The organism is Ensifer sp. GW821-FHT05G01, from assembly GCF_059419585.1.
This window is the reverse complement of the sequence record NZ_JBWKSC010000002.1, coordinates 607,992-624,864: the sequence shown is the minus strand read 5'-3', so window position 1 is coordinate 624,864 and position 16,873 is coordinate 607,992. Positions and strand designations below refer to the sequence as shown.

The 16,873-nt window shown below is 58.1% G+C and carries 13 protein-coding genes and 3 pseudogenes; 10 read left to right on the top strand and 6 right to left on the bottom strand.

Annotated features, from left to right (window positions below; all coding sequences use genetic code 11):
- Positions 1 to 301 precede the first annotated feature (301 nt).
- Positions 302 to 1,266, bottom strand: a pseudogene (locus AC07UR_RS08650) (IS630 family transposase); the annotation flags it as partial.
- A 69-nt stretch (positions 1,267 to 1,335) separates the two neighbouring features.
- On the opposite strand from AC07UR_RS08650, the gene AC07UR_RS08645 reads away from it, so the two are divergent.
- Together AC07UR_RS08645 and AC07UR_RS08640 are read left to right on the top strand one after the other, a co-directional pair.
- On the top strand, positions 1,336 to 2,874 hold the full coding sequence (locus tag AC07UR_RS08645) for an IS3 family transposase (RefSeq protein ID WP_209789664.1): 1,539 nt from the start codon (positions 1,336 to 1,338) through the stop codon (positions 2,872 to 2,874).
- 254 nt (positions 2,875 to 3,128) lie between these two features.
- Positions 3,129 to 3,359 (top strand): annotated as a pseudogene (locus tag AC07UR_RS08640) (IS21 family transposase); the annotation flags it as partial.
- 249 nt (positions 3,360 to 3,608) lie between these two features.
- Here AC07UR_RS08640 and AC07UR_RS08635 read toward each other — a convergent pair.
- Entirely contained in the window at positions 3,609 to 4,625 is a 1,017-nt protein-coding gene (locus tag AC07UR_RS08635) for a capsular polysaccharide export protein, LipB/KpsS family (RefSeq protein ID WP_209789747.1), read from the bottom strand.
- Positions 4,626 to 5,005: 380 nt separating this feature from the next.
- Between AC07UR_RS08635 and AC07UR_RS08630 the strand changes: the two genes are divergently transcribed.
- The 4 genes from AC07UR_RS08630 to AC07UR_RS08615 all read left to right on the top strand — a co-directional run bounded on the left by AC07UR_RS08630 (position 5,006) and on the right by AC07UR_RS08615 (position 9,753).
- Positions 5,006 to 5,818 (top strand): TIM barrel protein, encoded by an 813-nt coding sequence (locus AC07UR_RS08630; RefSeq protein WP_209789663.1) that lies wholly within the window; start codon positions 5,006 to 5,008, stop codon positions 5,816 to 5,818.
- A 237-nt stretch (positions 5,819 to 6,055) separates the two neighbouring features.
- Positions 6,056 to 6,985 carry a sugar ABC transporter substrate-binding protein gene (locus tag AC07UR_RS08625; protein ID WP_077505057.1) on the top strand — a complete coding sequence of 310 codons (930 nt, stop codon included), beginning with the start codon at positions 6,056 to 6,058 and terminating at the stop codon, positions 6,983 to 6,985.
- A 165-nt stretch (positions 6,986 to 7,150) separates the two neighbouring features.
- Positions 7,151 to 8,692 carry a sugar ABC transporter ATP-binding protein gene (locus AC07UR_RS08620; RefSeq protein WP_209789662.1) on the top strand — a complete coding sequence of 514 codons (1,542 nt, stop codon included), beginning with the start codon at positions 7,151 to 7,153 and terminating at the stop codon, positions 8,690 to 8,692.
- Between the two features lie 35 nt (positions 8,693 to 8,727).
- On the top strand, positions 8,728 to 9,753 hold the full coding sequence (locus AC07UR_RS08615) for an ABC transporter permease (RefSeq protein WP_209789661.1): 1,026 nt from the start codon (positions 8,728 to 8,730) through the stop codon (positions 9,751 to 9,753).
- A gap of 819 nt (positions 9,754 to 10,572) precedes the next feature.
- Here the strand turns inward: AC07UR_RS08615 and AC07UR_RS08610 are convergent.
- The 4 genes from AC07UR_RS08610 to AC07UR_RS08595 all read right to left on the bottom strand — a co-directional run bounded on the left by AC07UR_RS08610 (position 10,573) and on the right by AC07UR_RS08595 (position 13,608).
- Positions 10,573 to 11,100, bottom strand: coding sequence for a YjaZ family protein (locus AC07UR_RS08610; protein ID WP_209789660.1), 528 nt, complete (start codon positions 11,098 to 11,100; stop codon positions 10,573 to 10,575).
- A gap of 189 nt (positions 11,101 to 11,289) precedes the next feature.
- The gene (locus AC07UR_RS08605) at positions 11,290 to 12,273 is read right to left on the bottom strand and encodes a zinc-dependent alcohol dehydrogenase family protein (protein WP_209789659.1); all 984 of its coding nucleotides are present in this window, start codon (positions 12,271 to 12,273) and stop codon (positions 11,290 to 11,292) included.
- 104 nt (positions 12,274 to 12,377) lie between these two features.
- The gene (locus tag AC07UR_RS08600) at positions 12,378 to 12,704 is read right to left on the bottom strand and encodes a DUF5335 family protein (RefSeq protein ID WP_234941703.1); all 327 of its coding nucleotides are present in this window, start codon (positions 12,702 to 12,704) and stop codon (positions 12,378 to 12,380) included.
- A gap of 211 nt (positions 12,705 to 12,915) precedes the next feature.
- Positions 12,916 to 13,608 (bottom strand): CBS domain-containing protein, encoded by a 693-nt coding sequence (locus tag AC07UR_RS08595; RefSeq protein WP_209789657.1) that lies wholly within the window; start codon positions 13,606 to 13,608, stop codon positions 12,916 to 12,918.
- Positions 13,609 to 13,856: 248 nt separating this feature from the next.
- On the opposite strand from AC07UR_RS08595, the gene AC07UR_RS08590 reads away from it, so the two are divergent.
- The 4 genes and pseudogenes from AC07UR_RS08590 to AC07UR_RS08575 all read left to right on the top strand — a co-directional run.
- Positions 13,857 to 14,255, top strand: coding sequence for a hypothetical protein (locus AC07UR_RS08590; protein WP_209789656.1), 399 nt, complete (start codon positions 13,857 to 13,859; stop codon positions 14,253 to 14,255).
- Positions 14,256 to 14,273: 18 nt separating this feature from the next.
- The gene (locus AC07UR_RS08585; RefSeq protein WP_234941702.1) at positions 14,274 to 14,618 is read left to right on the top strand and encodes a c-type cytochrome; all 345 of its coding nucleotides are present in this window, start codon (positions 14,274 to 14,276) and stop codon (positions 14,616 to 14,618) included.
- A 262-nt stretch (positions 14,619 to 14,880) separates the two neighbouring features.
- Positions 14,881 to 15,462: a universal stress protein gene (locus AC07UR_RS08580; RefSeq protein WP_494700028.1), complete on the top strand. Its 582-nt coding sequence runs from the start codon at positions 14,881 to 14,883 to the stop codon at positions 15,460 to 15,462.
- A gap of 338 nt (positions 15,463 to 15,800) precedes the next feature.
- Positions 15,801 to 16,241: pseudogene (locus AC07UR_RS08575) on the top strand (CYTH domain-containing protein); the annotation flags it as partial.
- Between the last annotated feature and the right edge of the window lie 632 nt (positions 16,242 to 16,873).

Genomic DNA, 16,873 nt, shown 5'->3' with positions numbered 1-16,873 from the left:
ATCGGATGAAGAGACGCATGCGTTCAACAGTGAGACCATAGCGTCTGTTTCCATGGGAATGTGGCCGCTGCCGTTTTCCCCAAGACGTTCATACACATCAAAGCAGACGATGGGGCGAATACTGGCTGGAACCGCCTCTATCTCCACGGAAAACGGCTTCTTCTGCGTCCTGATATGCTTCACATCGCGGAGATTTTGGTAATACACAAAGCGCTTTGGAGCCCACCCAATCCTTCGGAAACGATCGACCAGCCTCAACCTGTCGGCTAATACCAGCGCTCAATGATTAGAACTCATGCGCTCATTTTCTATGACCGATTGACATGATGCGCGAAGGCTGGCGTTGAAGCTTTCGCCAGGCATCGCAGCAGTGGCCAACGATGTCTTCGTAGGACTTAAAGACGCGATTGGAGAGCCAGTTCTCGCGCATGAAGAGCCAGAGGTTTTCGAACGGGTTGAGTTCGGGTCACTTCGGCGGCAGCGGCAGGATGGTGATATTTTCAGGGACGGCGAGCTTGTTGGACATGTGCCAGCCCGCCTGATCCAGGATGAGGATGGCGTGGGCGTCGTGGGCGACATGGCGGGCGATTTCCGTCAGATGCTGGTTCATGGCATAGGTGTCGCACCACGGCATGACGAGAGCGGCTGCTTTGCCAAGCTTTGGGCAGATGGCCCCGAAGAGATAGGCCGACCTTGTGCGCTGGTCGTGTGGGGCTGAGGGCCGTGTCCCGCGTTTGGCCCAGCGGCGCGTGATCTTGTTCTTCTGACCGATACGGGCCTCGTCCTGGAACCAGATTTCTATTCGCTTGCCTCTGGCGGCTCCGGCAGCGATTTCTGCCACTGCGGCTGGGAAGTTTTTTTAAATTCCTCAATCGCTTGCGGGTCCTGCGCATGATGTTTCGGCCGCGCCGAAAGCTTGCGGTAGCCCATGGCAGTCAACTCGCGTCCCAATGTCTGGCGGCTGACGGAGATACGGTGCTCCTGCCAACGCCATTGCACCAGATCGGCCAGCCGCCAGCGCACGACGCCATCGAGATAGGGAACAGGACCTTTCTCTACCGCCTCGGCAAGGGACGTGCGCTGCTCATCTTTGAGCAATGGCTCCAGGCCCGTCGCCTTGCCGGTTTTCAGACCGTCAGGACCATGCAAATTGAAACGCTCAACCCAGTCCCGGATAATCTGACGACCAACCCCTTCAATCGAGGCGGCTTGTCCCCGGGAACCGCCCTCATAGATGACCGACAGAGCCAGCAATCTGCGCGACCTGTCAGTACCGCAGCAATACTCCCCAAATAGGAGGTGCGGACGAATTCTTGGACTAACAGGAGATAGTTCATGTATTCGTACGAAGACCGCATGAGAGCCGTGCAGCTCTACATCAAGCTTGGTAGACGCGTGAAGGCCACGATCCGTCAGTTGGGCTATCCGACGAAGAATGCTCTCAAGCAATGGTGCCGCGAGTACGAACGCGGTCCCGGCTTGTCGGCAGGTTATGTTCGCACCAAACGACGGTATTCGGATGAGCAGAAGCGGATTGCCGTCGAGCACTATCTGAGCCACGGCCGTTGCATAGCATGGACCATCAAGGCGCTTGGTTACCCTTGCCGTGGAAAGCTCTCGGCTTGGATCGACGAATATGAACCCGATGGCAGGCGCCGAGTTCTCAGCAGCAACGCAACCGCTACTCCGAGATCGGAGCAACAGAAGCGAACGGCCGTGATCGATTTGTGCTCTCGGCGTGAGAGTGCCCGCTCGCTGGCTCAGAAGGTAGGCGTGAGCCGGCAGACGTTGTACGACTGGAAGAACCAGAAACTTGGTCGTGAGGTCCCTGCATCCATGACACGCCGTCGCGAATTACCACCGACAGCCAGCCGAGACGAACTCGAGCGTGAACTCGAGGCGCTACGTAGAGATGTGCAGCGCCTTCAACTCGAACACGACCTGCTGAAGAAGGCTAACGAACTCATAAAAAAAGATCTGGGCATCGACGTGCGGCTCCTGGCAAACCGGGAAAAGACCCTGCTGGTTGATGCCCTGAGACAGATCTATGCGTTACCAGAACTCCTCACGCGGCTTGAGTTCGCCCGCAGCTCCTATTTTTATCATCGGTCTCTGCTTTGTCTTGATGACCAATACGCCGAGCTTCGCCAAACCATTGTGTCTCTCTTCGAAGCCAATCGTAACTGTTACGGCTACAGACGCATTCATGCGGCCCTGACCAGGAGAGGAGAGCAGGTTTCCGAAAAGGTCGTACGCCGCCTGATGAAGCAGGAGCAGCTCGTCGCCGCCACCGTGAAGCGGCGTCGGTACACGTCGTACCAAGGGGAACTAGACGCTGCACCAGAAAATTTGGTCAATCGTGATTTCCACGCTGCAAGGCCAAACGAGAAGTGGCTTACCGATATCACGGAGTTCCAGTTGCCGGCGGGGAAAGTGTATCTGTCGCCTATTATCGACTGCTTCGACGGGCTTGTTGTCAGTTGGTACGTGAGCACACGTCCAGACGCAGAACTCGTGAACACCATGCTCGATGCCGCAATCGAAACGATCAGCGTTTCCGAGCGTCCGGTTGTGCACTCTGACCGCGGTGCCCATTATCGCTGGCCTGGCTGGCTGTCGCGCATACACAATGCTCAGCTGGCCCGCTCCATGTCACGCAAAGGGTGCTCACCGGATAACTCAGCCTGCGAGGGCTTCTTTGGACGGCTAAAAAACGAGATGTACTACCATCGCGACTGGATCAATACGACGCTTGACGACTTCATGCAGCAAGTAGATTCCTATATCCGGTGGTACAACCAGCATCGCATAAAAATCTCACTCGGTGGCCTTAGCCCCGCGGAATACCGCCGGAACCTCGGAATTGCAGCATAAGCAGTCCAAGAAGTCGTCCGCACCTCCATAGTGCCGTTTGAATCTTCCTCAGGTGCTGCGGCCGCCGGTCTTCCGGGGCGCGCTGCGGGTTTCACAAAGTCTGGGACAAGGATTTCAGTAAGTCGCGGACACAGATTTCAGTAAGTACGGGACAGCGATTTCAGTAAGTCGCGGACAGGCATAGCGACGGATTTAGATCGATTTTCGTAAGCGCCGATCTGGCATTTTGCCCTCGTGTTTTGAGCGAGGACATGATGCCCAGACGGAAGCAAGCGAGACATACCGACGTGAAGGATATCCGATCGATCCTGCGGCTGACGTTCGAGCAGGGATTGTCGATACGCGCCGTTTCTGAACGGCTGAAGTTGAGCAAGACGTCGGTTTCGACGTATCTGCTGCGGGCGCGAGAAGCCGGGCTTGCGGTCTGGCCCCTTCCACCAGGCCTGGACGCGGACGATATTCTCGAGCAACGACTATTCCGCCGAGAGGTCGCGCTGCGGCAATTGGCGAAGGATGCAATCAAGCTGATGGAGACCCGCTGGAGCGAGATTGAACCGGCTGCTTTCCGGAACAAAGAACGTGAATTGGAAACCGTTTCCAATTGTTGGAAACTAGCAACTTTTAGGAGAGCAGGAAATTGGAGTTTAGTCAGCGTTTTTCAAAGAGATACTGGGTGGGTGATCACGGGATTGAACCGTGGACCCGCTGATTAAAAAATCTGGGCCATCAAAAAATCAGCCAGCCCGCCTCGTTGTGCTGATTTCTTCGACCAAGCAATCAATCGCCTGGAGCGGCTCCAGCACTTGCCAGGTCTTTGGATGGCGATAGACGGGGTAAAGGCTGAAAGCAGCGAACGTTAGCTGATCGACTGTGGGGCGTGCGGTTGCCCGCCGCGCATGGGCCACTTGCGCTCGATCCTCCACGCGGTCTTCTGTCAGCCCCCACCCCCCATAAAACGGCGTTGCATAACAACGTACGGGAAGACCTCGTAGAAGCGCATCGAAGCCCATTTGACTAGAAACGGTCCAGACTTCGTCAACGACCGCAAGGATTGCTGCGGCAGAGACTTTGTCGGCCATGAGCGTCACGCCCGGCAACTTCGATGCCCGTTCGGTCATATAACCCTTGCGGTGACCGGCGATCACGTCTGGATGCGTTCGAACGATGACCTGGGCACCGCTTCCAATCGCATCGTCCAACATTCTGTCAAAGGCAGAAGCCGTACCCAGCGCCTTCTCGACGGAAACATCACCAAATACCTGATCGACCAGCAGGAGCCTTCGCCGTGTCGAGTGATCGAACCGGGGCTCGGTGTGAGGGAGATTGTTGTATTTCGACAGCCTATGCGCGACCAGCGCCTCACGGATCGGCGCACCGACATCATGCGCACGGCCGCCAGCCGCATCGCGGATCAGCAATTCCAATCGTGAGGCGCGAGCAGCATCGACCGGCAGCGCCTTGTCATCGACGATAATCGAAATCGGGATGCTGCCATCTTTGCCGAGACCGACGGAGCGCAGGAAGCCGTCCTCGAGATGCCAATGCGGGAGTTGACGCAAACGCGCAATTCGCATTGCCGTTTTTGCCGGTAAGCGACCACCCCATGACAGGATGCCATCGAGCCCGGGCGCAAGCGTAGAGTGAAGCGGCGCCTCGCCGAAATAGTGGCCAAGCCAAGGAAACGCCTTATGTACGAAATACGTCGCCCCGAGCCTTGCACCCCATTTCGGGTGCCATGGACGGGCTTGCATCGCGGCTAGCGTAGGATTGTCGGGCACGTTCACATTCTCACTCTGCCAGCCAACTCGGCACATTGCGCCAAAAACCACCTTGCAGCGTCAAATGCAAACCGAACTTGCGCGGTGACCGTTGCACGAGTGCAGCTTTCGAGACCAGCGCGAGCCGATCACGAAGCCAACCGCGGCCTCCGGGATATCGAGATCGCGAAGGAATGACTGACCATTGATTGAATTCCATCATTGACCAATGACAATCTTGCAGCAATGCAAGCGCTTTGACGAGGCGTCTTTGAGCGTCCTCCTAGCCATTGGCGATCTGAGCGAGTAGCTATAAATGGAATGAACGTTCCATTTATAGCTACTCGCAAACCCGCCTTGGAGGAGACATTCCCATGACCACCCTGCCCTTCGCACTCAACCACATGACGACGCCTGGCCTGCCAATCGAGCAATTCTTCGCCCTCGCCCGCACGCTTGGCATGACATCAGTGGAGATTCGCAACGACCTCAGCGATAACGCCATCCTGGACGGAACACCCGCGGCAGACGTGGCAGCGCTTGCCGGTCGACATGGCGTAACGATCATCTCCATCAACGCCCTGCAGCGTTTCAACGAATGGAACGAAATCCGTGCGGCCGAAGCCGCCCACCTGATCTCCTATGCCAAGGACTGCGGCGCAAAGGCGCTCGTTCTTGTGCCTGTCAATGACGGTAGCGGCCAGGCTGACGGTGAGCGCCAGGCCAATCTGAAGCAAGCGCTTGCCGCATTGAAGCCGATGCTTGATGCCGCCGGCATCACCGGGCTTGTCGAACCGCTCGGCTTCGAGATCTGCTCGCTTCGTTCCAAGACCGAAGCCGTTGACGCAATAGGGGCGGTTTGCGGCGAAAGCACATTCCGTATTGTCCATGACACCTTCCACCAACATCTCGCTGGCGAGCCGGCGATCTACCCTGATATGACCGGCCTCGTTCATATTTCCGGGGTTACCGACCACAATGTGGCGATCGCAGATCTGCGCGACTCGCACCGCGTTCTGGTCGACCAGAATGACACCCTCGACAATGTCGGTCAGATCAGGCGCCTGCTGGCGGCGGGTTATGCCGGTCCGTTCTCGTTCGAACCTTTTGCCGATGAAGTCCACGGGCTTATCGACCCCGTCAGCGCCCTCAAGGCCAGCATGGCTTACATCGAAGCCGGGCTCTGACCAGCGGCACCGATCGATCACTGGAAAACGAAGCGAGACGCCGAAAGACACTCTTGACGGCGTCCGCATAAAATGGAATACATATTCCGTAATTACAAATCACTGGTTCTTTTATTCCGTTTTGATTGGAGCGTAGCGGGAGTACCGCTTCCGATCAGGGACCGACGCAACCCGATGTGGTCAGCGTTTCCGGCTGGAGAAGGTGTGGCCGGGCACCGAATGTGGAGGAGAAAGACAATGAAAAAGTTCCTGCTGGGTACAGCCATGGCTGTCATGATGTCGACGGCGGCGCATGCCGAAACCATCGGCGTCTCCATGGCGCAGTTCGACGACAACTTCCTGACGGTCCTGCGCAACGGCATGTCCGACTACGCAAAGACGCTCAGTGGCGTCGACCTGCAGATCGAAGACGCGCAGAACGACGTTTCGAAGCAGCAGAGCCAGATCCAGAACTTCATCGCTGCCGGCGTTACCGCCATCATCGTCAACCCTGTCGATACCGACGCAACGGCGGCTATGTCGAAGATCGCAGCGGACGCCGGCATCCCACTCGTCTACGTCAACCGCGAACCGGTCAACGTCGACACCCTGCCGGAAAAGCAGGCCTTCGTCGCTTCGAACGAGCAGGAATCCGGCACGCTGCAGACCCAGGAAATCTGCAAGATGCTCGGTGGCAAGGGCAAGGCTGTCGTCATGATGGGCGAACTGTCTAACCAGGCCGCCCGCATGCGCACCAAGGACATCCATGACGTGCTTGCGACCGAAGCCTGCAAGGGCATCGAGATCGTCGAAGAGCAGACCGCCAACTGGTCGCGCACGCAGGGCTCTGACCTTGTGACCAACTGGCTTTCTGCCGGTCTGGAATTTGACGCGGTGATCTCCAACAACGACGAAATGGCGATCGGCGCGATCCAAGCGCTCAAAGCCGCTGGCCGCTCGATGGACAGCGTCGTTATCGGCGGCATCGATGCCACCCAGGACGCACTTGCTGCAATGGCCGCAGGCGACCTCGATGTGACCGTGTTCCAGAACGCGGCCGGTCAAGGCAAGGGTTCGGTCGACGCGGCCCTCAAGCTCGCCAAGGGCGAAGCCATCGAGAAGAAGGTCTACATCCCCTTCGAACTCGTCACCAAGGACAACATGGCCAGCTATCAGGCCAAGAACTGATCCGTTGCATCGAGAGCGCGGGTTATCCCCGCGCTCTCATTCAAAAACAGTCCCGCGGCAGCTGCGCTGATCCTGTAGACTAGCGCCTGCGGAGAGAATGCTGGTTGACCCACCAGCTGCGAGGACTTTTCCGCGAAAGCCGGAATTGACGGGGAGGCAATGACCATGACGCTCAGTCCGACAACGATGGCCGCCGTGCGCGCCAGCGGCGCCGTACCCAATGCCGAATACCTTCTCAATGTCGAAGGCATTCGCAAGGAATTTCCAGGAGTGGTCGCGCTCGACGACGTGTCTTTTCGGCTTAAGCGCGGCACGGTCCATGCGCTGATGGGCGAGAACGGCGCCGGCAAATCGACACTGATGAAGATCCTTGCCGGGATCTACACGCCCGACAAGGGCGAGGTCCGCCTAAAAGGGGCCGAGATCAGGCTGAAGTCGCCGCTCGACGCGCTCGAAAACGGTATCGCCATGATCCACCAGGAACTGAACCTGATGCCGTTCATGACAGTCGCCGAGAACATCTGGATCCGGCGCGAGCCGAAGAACCGTTTCGGCTTCGTCGATCATGGCGAAATGCGCCGCATCACCGCCCGGCTGTTCGACCGCCTGAACATCAAGCTCGATCCCGAGATCGAGGTCCGTCACCTCTCCGTTGCCAACCGCCAGATGGTGGAGATCGCCAAGGCTGTCTCCTACGAATCCGACGTGCTTATAATGGACGAACCGACCTCGGCCCTGACGGAGCGCGAAGTCGCGCATCTTTTCGAGATCATCCGTGATCTCCGCTCGCAGGGCATCGGCATCGTCTACATCACCCACAAGATGAACGAGTTGTTCGAGATCGCCGACGAGTTCTCGGTGTTCCGCGACGGCAAGTACATCGGCACGCATGCCTCGAGCGACGTCACCCGCGACGACATCATCCGCATGATGGTCGGCCGCGAGATCACCCAGATGTTCCCGAAAGAGGAAGTACCGATCGGCGACGTCATGCTTTCGGTCAAGAACCTGACGCTCGACGGCGTATTCCGCGATGTCTCCTTCGACGTGCGCGCCGGCGAGATCCTCGGGATCGCCGGCCTCGTCGGCTCCGGCCGCTCGAATGTGGCTGAAACTCTCTTCGGCGTGACGCCTGCAAGCTCGGGCACGATTGCCATCGACGGCAAGACGGTGTCGATCGACAATCCCAATACCGCAATTCGCAATCGCATGGCGTTCCTGACGGAAGACCGCAAGGACACTGGCTGCCTGTTAATCCTCGACGTGCTTGAAAACATGCAGATCGCCGTGCTGCAGGACCGCTTCGTCAAGGCCGGCTTTGTCGCGGAGAAGGACATCACCGCCGCCTGCGAAGAGATGAGCCGAAAGCTTCGGGTCAAGACACCCAATCTGCAGGAACGCATCGAGAACCTCTCGGGCGGCAACCAGCAGAAGGTGCTGATCGGCCGCTGGCTGCTGACCAACCCGCGCATTCTCATTCTCGATGAGCCGACGCGAGGGATTGACGTCGGCGCCAAGGCGGAAATCCACCGCCTCGTCACCGAACTCGCCCGCAACGGTGTCGCCGTCATCATGATTTCTTCGGAAATGCCGGAGGTGCTGGGCATGAGCGATCGCATCATGGTCATGCATGAAGGACGCGTCACAGGCATCCTCGACCGCGCCGAAGCAACCCAGATCAAGGTCATGGAACTCGCCGCCAGCTAAGCGCGAATCGAACGGACCATAGGGAGGAACGAACAATGGAAACCAATGTCGCCGCACAAGGCACCGGCTCGGCCCTTCCAGGTGCCAAGCGCCGGATGCCGCCCGAATTCAGCATCTTCCTGGTGCTGATCGGCATCGCGCTCGTCTATGAAGTCCTCGGCTGGATCTTCGTCGGGCAGAGCTTCCTCTTAAACCCGCAGCGCCTGACGATCATGATCCTGCAGGTTGCCGTGATCGGCATTATCGCCGTCGGCGTGACCCAGGTCATCATCACCGGTGGCATCGATCTGTCTTCCGGCTCCGTCGTCGGCATGACCGCGATGTTCTCGGCAAGTGTGGCGCAGGCCTCCACCTGGCCGCGAGCGCTCTATCCGTCACTGACGGACCTTCCCGCCATCGTGCCGATCGGGCTTGGCATCGGCGTCGGTCTGCTCGCGGGCCTCGTCAACGGACAGTTGATCGCCCGGACCAAGATCCCGCCCTTCATCGCCACGCTCGGCATGATGGTCTCAGCGCGCGGCATCTCCAAATGGTACACCAAGGGCCAACCGGTTTCGGGCCTCACCGAGCAGTTCAATTTCATCGGCACCGGCATCTGGCCCGTGGTCGTGTTCCTGGTCGTCGCCGTCATTTTCCACATTGCGCTGCGCTACACCCGCTACGGCAAATTCACCTACGCGATCGGCGCCAACGTTCAGGCAGCCCGCGTCTCAGGTATCAACGTCGAAGCGCATCTGATCAAGGTCTACGCCATTGCCGGCATGTTGGCAGGCCTTGCCGGCGTGGTCACCGCCGCTCGCGCTCAGACGGCGCAGGCCGGCATGGGCGTGATGTATGAACTCGACGCGATCGCGGCGACCGTCATCGGCGGCACATCGCTGACCGGCGGCGTCGGCCGCATCACCGGCACGGTCATCGGCACGATCATCCTCGGCGTCATGACTTCAGGCTTCACCTTCCTCAGGGTCGACGCCTACTACCAGGAAATCGTCAAGGGCCTGATCATCGTCGCTGCCGTCGTGATCGACGTCTATCGACAGAAGAACCGCAAAAAAGCCTGATCCTCCAAAAAAGCCCCCTCCTCCCAGTGAGCCACCTGGCCGGGATGATGAAAGTCATCCCGGCCTCTTTTTGCAACTACGAAAGTTGACGGTCAGCAAGCAGCAAGCCGAGCTCTCGGTCCCTGCCAAGAATTGCATCCCCCAATCCGATCGCGATACGCTCACATGATCCTGAAACGCGCGTGTTGATCGAACCAGCGCTCAGTCCCGTTTGAAGCGGGCTCACGGCGCTGCGAGGTCGTGTCCAGCCGAGTGGTGTTGTTCGGCGCCAGCACAGCCACTCGCGAGCGCGCCCCCCAGTCGCGCTGTAGCGAGTGAGCGGCTGTGCCGGCGGCCAAAGATGTTTTCGACCAGCAACGGCTTGTGCAGGAAACAACCGCTTTATTCTCTATGCGGGTCCGTCATATCGGTCGCGGCAGTTCCCACGCGCCTCCGACCCAAAGCCTGTCGCGCAAGAGCGTGGAGTGTGCAGCGGATTTGCGATTACAGCATGTGCACCGAGAGCGGATACGGCTCGGTGAATTGCCGAACCAGCTCAAAACGCGTTTTCAACAACCTGGCCGTCGAATCTCGAACGTATGGAGGCGGGTGGGTTGTAGAGCCGAATTCGGAAACCTATCTGTGTCCTTAGCCTATCGATCCAAATTGGGATAATAGGTCCGTCAAGGCGAAGCCCTTGACTTAGACAGCCCCACCACTTATCTATTTGTTTAGGCAGGCTGACTTAAATGTCGCTGTCATGTCAACCAAGGCCAAACAGCTTTGGTCTCGTACACCACGGTAATGGACAATTCATCAAGGCCCGGCGAAAGCTGGGCCTTATGCTTTTGGTGTTCGTACTTTGTGGTATAGGCACATCCGCGCAAAATAGCTCAGATTTCGGCGGGAGATCGACTTCTGATCAACCACCTTAGGATGGCACGAGAGTACTTCCATCCGCACCGAGCAACCGTCTTCAAGGGGCACGAGACAGTAAACGACTGCCCATTTGCGACCGTCTGCGGTTTCAACAAAGACTAGATTATCCAAGCCACCGTAGCTTTTCGAGACGTGCGTTAGGCTATTGCCAGAAATGCTCTCCTTGATCGCGCCGACGAGTGTTTTGGACATTTCATAACGGTCTGCGTCGAATGTCCGCTTCGTTCCGTGGTGATCGACGACATGATGCAGCTCTCCGTGCTTTGTCCTCTCAGTGTAGACGTGGTTCGAAAATACAACGACCACGCCTAAGTCGGTTCCATGCTCAACACCCTTGCCTGGGATCGCTGCAGAGAACGCGCTTAGGTGAGCCAGATCGTAGACGACCTCGTCGACGGCGATAGGGAAATGTTCAATCGGGATACTCACATAAGCGCTATAACTGCAACGATGCCGTGTGCCAACCGGTATTACGCGTGGTCGACCGAAGGCTAGAAACCCCATGGGTCACGGACGATCCGGGTATCCTACCGTTGAGGCCCTGGCGCGATCAGTATGGCAACGTTCTGCGCCATAGGGAGGTCCATCCTTCAAGGCCTGAGATCGCGGCGCGACACACTACGGGACAAGAACCGCTGCACCGCTCAACCGGCCGCGGCGCAGATCGTCCAGCGCCCGGTTCGCCTCTTTTAGGGGGTAGATCACTGTATGCGTCTTGACGCCGGCCTCTCTTGCGAGCGGGAGGAACTCCAACGCATCCGCGCGCGTCAAGTTTGCAACCGATACGATCTCGCGCTCCTGCCATAGGAGCGAATAGGGCATCGAAGGAATGTCGCTCATGTGGATGCCGCCACACACCACACGCCCGCCCTTTCGCACCGCCCGCAATGCTGTCGGAACCAAATCGCCCACCGGTGCGAAGATTATGGCTGCGTCCAGCAAGTCGGCCGGCGCCTGGTTCGACCCTCGTGCCCATGCCGCACCGAGACTGATCGCAAAGCGCTGAGCTCGAAGGTCATCCGGCCGAGTGAATGCGTAAACCTCACGCCCCTGCCAAACACAGATCTGTGCGATGATGTGGGCTGCTGCGCCGAAGCCATAGAGGCCGATACGCTTTCCGGTTCCAGCCTTTTTCAAGGCCCGCCACCCAATGAGGCCGGCACAAAGCAGTGGCGCCAACGCCACGGGATCGGCTGCCTGATCGAGGTCGAAGGAAAAACGTTCGTCGGCGATAATATGAGTGGCAAACCCGCCATCGCGCGTGAAGCCCGTAAAAAGCGGTGCATCGCAGAGGTTTTCCGAACCGGTACGACAATAGCAGCACGTGCCGCAGGTGTAGCCGAGCCAAGGAACTCCGACACGGCGCCCAAGCCGAGACGGTGCCACGCCAGGACCGACAGCCTCAACGATCCCCACAATCTCGTGGCCGGGGACCAGCGGAAGTTTGGGACCATCCAGTTCGCCGTCAATCACGTGCAAGTCGGTGCGGCACACGGCACAGGCCTCGACGCGCAACCGGATCTCGTAAGGGCCAGGTTGTGGATCCGCAAGTTCCTTCAAGACCAATAGCGTTCCGGGTCTTTCAAGCACCATCGCCTTCATCGAACACCTCAACGGACACAAGAAGCACTGGAAGGAGACCACAGACCACGCGCACGACGGCTACGGCGGGGGCCAGCGTGTGAACCGCTGCTCTTTTGCGCTTGCTACGCTCCTGGCGGCGGAAGGCGGACCGGGCTCACCAATGTTACGATCTGTCGGTTCTGATCGGCATCCACAATCTCTAAAGCGCTGAGCCCATCGGGACCCTCGAGAACCGCAATGCTTGTCGGTTTGTGAATGAGATGATCAAGACCTTCCATCGCGATCTCGAGCAGATCATCCTTTTGATCGAAGGTTATGCCGAGCAGCGGAACTGATTTTGCCTGAATCTGGTCACCGAGGTGAACCCCCGTCACTTCGACGTCGGCGCGCTTGCCTGGGAGGGCTTTCGAAACCCGTTCGAAGAAGGAATGCCATTCCGACTTTGCCAATACACGACTAGTCATGGTTGATGCTCCTCTTTCTGATTTGTCTGACGCCGGCCCCCATTTCTACGGGCCGTCCATTTCTTGCCGACCTGCGCCTATCGACGTTTCACTGCCGCCCCGGCGTTCCGGCACCGCGCTTCTTGGTGGCGCGGATCGAAGGTGAGAAGCAAAAGCGCGACTGAAACTCTCGCGGTATCGCAAGCACGCGCATCACTCACGGCTTCGGCTTGAGGGGCACACGCTCAGTTTCATGGGCAACCCGAAGCTCATTTCTCACGCATCCGACGCCATCGACGGCTTCCGCTGCAACGCGTGCAGCCAAGCGCTTCACTCCGCTTTCGACTGTGCCACATAAGGTAACGACACCGCGATCGACCCTCACCTCGATGACGTTTCGATCAAGCCCCAAATCAGATGCAAGACGCGCCAGCACGGCGCACTTGATCGCCTCGTCACCACCGGCTGATCTTTCGGGTTCAGCCGCAGCGATCAGTTCGAGAATGTCACGACGGCTGACGATGCCAACGATCCGGCCATCACGAATGACGGGAACTCGCTTTATGGCTCTTTTTGCCATCAACTCAGCGATGTGGCCGACTGGCGCATCGGTCCCAACAGTCAGGGAGCCTTGTGTCATCACGTCGCCGACGCGCCAGCCATGCCCTTTGATGTATGCCTCGGCGACTTGCGTTGGCGAGCTTGTTTCCATTTTTCCAAGTGCCGTCGATCCCAACTCGGAGCGTCGCAGCAAGTCGCCCTCGGACAGCATACCCACCAGCACCCCTTCATCATCGCAAACCGGCAACCCACTGATATGGTTGTCGAGCATCAGTCGTGCGGCATGTCTTACACTGTGGTCGGGGCTGATGGTTATGACCGTTCTGGTCATGATGTCCGCGGCGCGCATCTGGGCCTCCTCGGCTTAGAATGACAAGTACTATATCCCAGGAGCGGTACTTCAGATTGATGCCCGTCAAATATTGGACACGAGAATCTCAATCGCGCGCCGAGTGGCGGCATATTGATCGGCATCAAAGATGCGGATGCCGGACCTCGATAGGATGCTTGCAGTCCGCCGGTATCGCTTAAGCGGGCAGCGATGCCGCAAACGTGTGCGCGTCAACTCGATCAATTTCGGCGAGAAGGAGCTAGACCATGCAAGCAGCAGCGATTGCCCAATTGAGGCAGCCCTACTGGCCGGACCCGTCGTCCGAATATGCTTTGAGCGATATTGCAGGTGCGCCATTGCCGGTCGCACGCGCTCAATTAGCGGCGATCGAGGCGACCCTGCGTTTTCAGATCGAGGGGTTGAAGTTTCTTGGGAAACGCCTTGATAGCCATTTGCGCCTCCTCGAAAACAGCCTACAGCCCGATCACATCAACGACCTGTTCGATGTCTGGTGCAGCTTTTGCCAAAACGCGTTTATTGATTACGCCCAAGAGGGAGCCCGGATCGCCGAGATCGGCGCGTCGCTTGCTAAGAAGACCGCAACTCGTCTTCATCAAGACGAGAAGCACCTGGTCGAAAATTTGGCCGTACAGACAGCAATATAGCGAGGCAAGACCGTGCCAATGATCCAGGCGGAAAGTCTTAAGAAAGCGGTCGTCATTTCCTTCTTCCTGCTGTCCTTCAAGGAGGGTGCCGCGGCCGACCTCGTCCGTGGCCACAGCATCGCCGTTCGATGGTGCAGCGAATGCCACGTGGTCGCCCCTGGGCAGGGCCACGGCTCCGATGCCGTTCCGACATTCGCGGAGATCAAGGCTTCAGATCGCCTTGACGAAGCTCAGCTGACGGCCTTCTTGTCGGCTCCCGAGCATTCGCGCATGCCCAATCTGTCGCTGACGCGCTCCGAAATTTCCGACCTCGTCGCTTATATCAGGGCACAGCGTAAGGACGGTCAGAACTCAGGCGACTAGATGCATCAAAGACAAGGCGACGGGTCTATCGGCATTCAGTGCCGAACCGTCCCGTCACCTTCAGCCGTCATAGACAGGCAACGGATCAACCAGCGCTGCGGAAAAGAGCCCAAGCGCGGAACAGGCAATAGTTGATTTTGTCACGGTCATCGCCGTGCACCCATTTGAGCCCGCGCTACGCCAATCACGTCCGACGGCCCACCGCCTTGACGCCATCCAACCGGTCAAAGGGTCTTTCACCTGGTCAATCGAGGGCGTTGTTTTGACCACGGTCAATGCCATCGCGCTGAAAACGGGCAGACTTGGAAAAGGGAGAATGGCTATGATCAGACACATACTTGTCGCAACCGATGGCTCTGACAAGGCGCAAGAAGCTGTCGCTCTTGCCGCAAACTTCGCGAAGGCTGTCGAGGCTCGCGTTACGATCCTCCACGTCATCCTGCACGGAGTGAGGGCTGACGAGATGAACCGGCTGGCTCGATCCGAGCATCTGGTACGAAGCGTGTCGGGCGTAGTACTGCCTGGCCAGGAGAAAACCTTCGTCTCAATGAATGATCTTTTTCAAAGTACGCATGTCGACATTGGCGAGACGGTAGCGGTTCTTGGAGAGCGCATCGCAGAAGATGCAGCGGAAGAAGTCCGGGCTATCGGCGTCAAGGACGTGAGCCAGCGGGTCGAACCGGGCGACTATGCCGAGACCGTTCTAGCGGTGAGCCAGGAGATTGGCGCAGACCTGATCGTCGTCGGTAGTCGCGGCCTCGGACGATTGTCGGGGATGGTGCTTGGGAGTGTTTCGCAAAAGATCGTCCAGCGGGCGCTTTGCTCCGTCATGGTGGTGCGCTGAAGCTGCAGCGCGCTGATGCTCGTCCCCCGCGCGCGACTCTGGATCCATCAGGATCATGATTTACCTGATACAACTGCCCGGAGATGGCCCGGGAAACTTCGGCAGAACAGAAGTCCAAGGCGCACTCGATCGGGTTGATGGCCGTCAATGCGTTGCAGGGAAAAGACGTGTTCAAATGCTGGCTTGGCACTTACTGCCTTGCCGGGTTCTATGCGAACGAAGCTCTGCCGAACTCCAAATTGGCGGCAACCCGATCCAGACAGCTCCATGCCGTTGCGTGAAGTCAGACGCCAAACTGAGTAGAGACTTCAGCACGTGGTTTAACTGGTGAGGCAAAGATGGCGGCGGAAATAGAAAGGAAATTTCTGATCCTTGACGATCGCTGGCGGCAGCATGCTTGCGGAGGCTCCGTGCTGCGACAGGCGTACCTCGTTTCGACGAAGGCACAGATTGTTCGGGTAAGAACAATTGATGCACGGCGCGCGACACTCACTGTGAAGATCCGAACCAGCCGGACCAGACGCGAGGAATTAGAATATGACATCCCTTATGCGGACGCGTGTGAGATGTTTCAACATGCTCGGGGGATAGTCGAAAAGACACGCTACGAAGTGAACCATCAGGGTTTCGTCTGGGAGGTTGACGTCTATTCCGGCCAAAACCGGGGCCTCATTGTTGCTGAAATAGAACTCGATAGCTGCAGCGACAATCCACCGCTGCCGGAATGGCTTGGGCCCGAAGTTACTGGAAACCCGCACTTTTCAAATCGCGCCCTGGCAAAAATGCGCCACATCCCTGCGATCACGACCGCCCGTTTCGGCCTGTCGCTCCCGCTTCCTGCGAGCAACACCAATCCCCCCATATCAGCGCCAACGGAGGCGCTGGCTGGCATTTCTAGATCGGGTCGGCGTGAGGACGAAGAGGTTCGAGGCGATTGCAGAAACTCTGCCCCCAAATGCCTTGAACTTCATAAACAAGCACTTACGCGTTTGAATTTGCAGAAACAACTCAGCTTATGGTCGGTCGGATCCTGCGCGTCATTTCGCCAGCAAGTACAAGAGGGAACGTTACCAGACTTCCGCGCTCCGCTTGTCCAGATCAAACATGACAGCGGCGCGATCACTCCGCCTCTTGAACCGGCCAGGGGTGAATTGCGGCGTCGAGGGCAGCACCGCTCAGCACGCGCTCGGCGCTGTAGTTCGTGAGACGAAGCCGGCCACCTTCAAGGACTAAGCCAAAGCTATCCCAGCGCTTCGACCTGTCGTCGATCTGCTCGATTTGGAACTGCGCGTCAAACCGCTAGACGACGTCCACGGCAATCCGACCGATCGACCTGCCTCTCCGGCCGCAATCCCGAGCGCTCTTTCAGAAATCGTCAATTCAAATTCGTCGAAGTGGCCGGGTTCGGGAA

Coding starts and splice junctions, on each gene's coding strand:
- AC07UR_RS08645 (WP_209789664.1), top strand. CDS start 1,336: ATGTATTCGTACGAAGACCGCATGAGAGCCGTGCAGCTCTACATCAAG.
- AC07UR_RS08635 (WP_209789747.1), bottom strand. CDS start 4,625: ATGCAAGCCCGTCCATGGCACCCGAAATGGGGTGCAAGGCTCGGGGCG.
- AC07UR_RS08630 (WP_209789663.1), top strand. CDS start 5,006: ATGACCACCCTGCCCTTCGCACTCAACCACATGACGACGCCTGGCCTG.
- AC07UR_RS08625 (WP_077505057.1), top strand. CDS start 6,056: ATGAAAAAGTTCCTGCTGGGTACAGCCATGGCTGTCATGATGTCGACG.
- AC07UR_RS08620 (WP_209789662.1), top strand. CDS start 7,151: ATGACGCTCAGTCCGACAACGATGGCCGCCGTGCGCGCCAGCGGCGCC.
- AC07UR_RS08615 (WP_209789661.1), top strand. CDS start 8,728: ATGGAAACCAATGTCGCCGCACAAGGCACCGGCTCGGCCCTTCCAGGT.
- AC07UR_RS08605 (WP_209789659.1), bottom strand. CDS start 12,273: ATGAAGGCGATGGTGCTTGAAAGACCCGGAACGCTATTGGTCTTGAAG.
- AC07UR_RS08595 (WP_209789657.1), bottom strand. CDS start 13,608: ATGCGCGCCGCGGACATCATGACCAGAACGGTCATAACCATCAGCCCC.
- AC07UR_RS08590 (WP_209789656.1), top strand. CDS start 13,857: ATGCAAGCAGCAGCGATTGCCCAATTGAGGCAGCCCTACTGGCCGGAC.
- AC07UR_RS08585 (WP_234941702.1), top strand. CDS start 14,274: ATGATCCAGGCGGAAAGTCTTAAGAAAGCGGTCGTCATTTCCTTCTTC.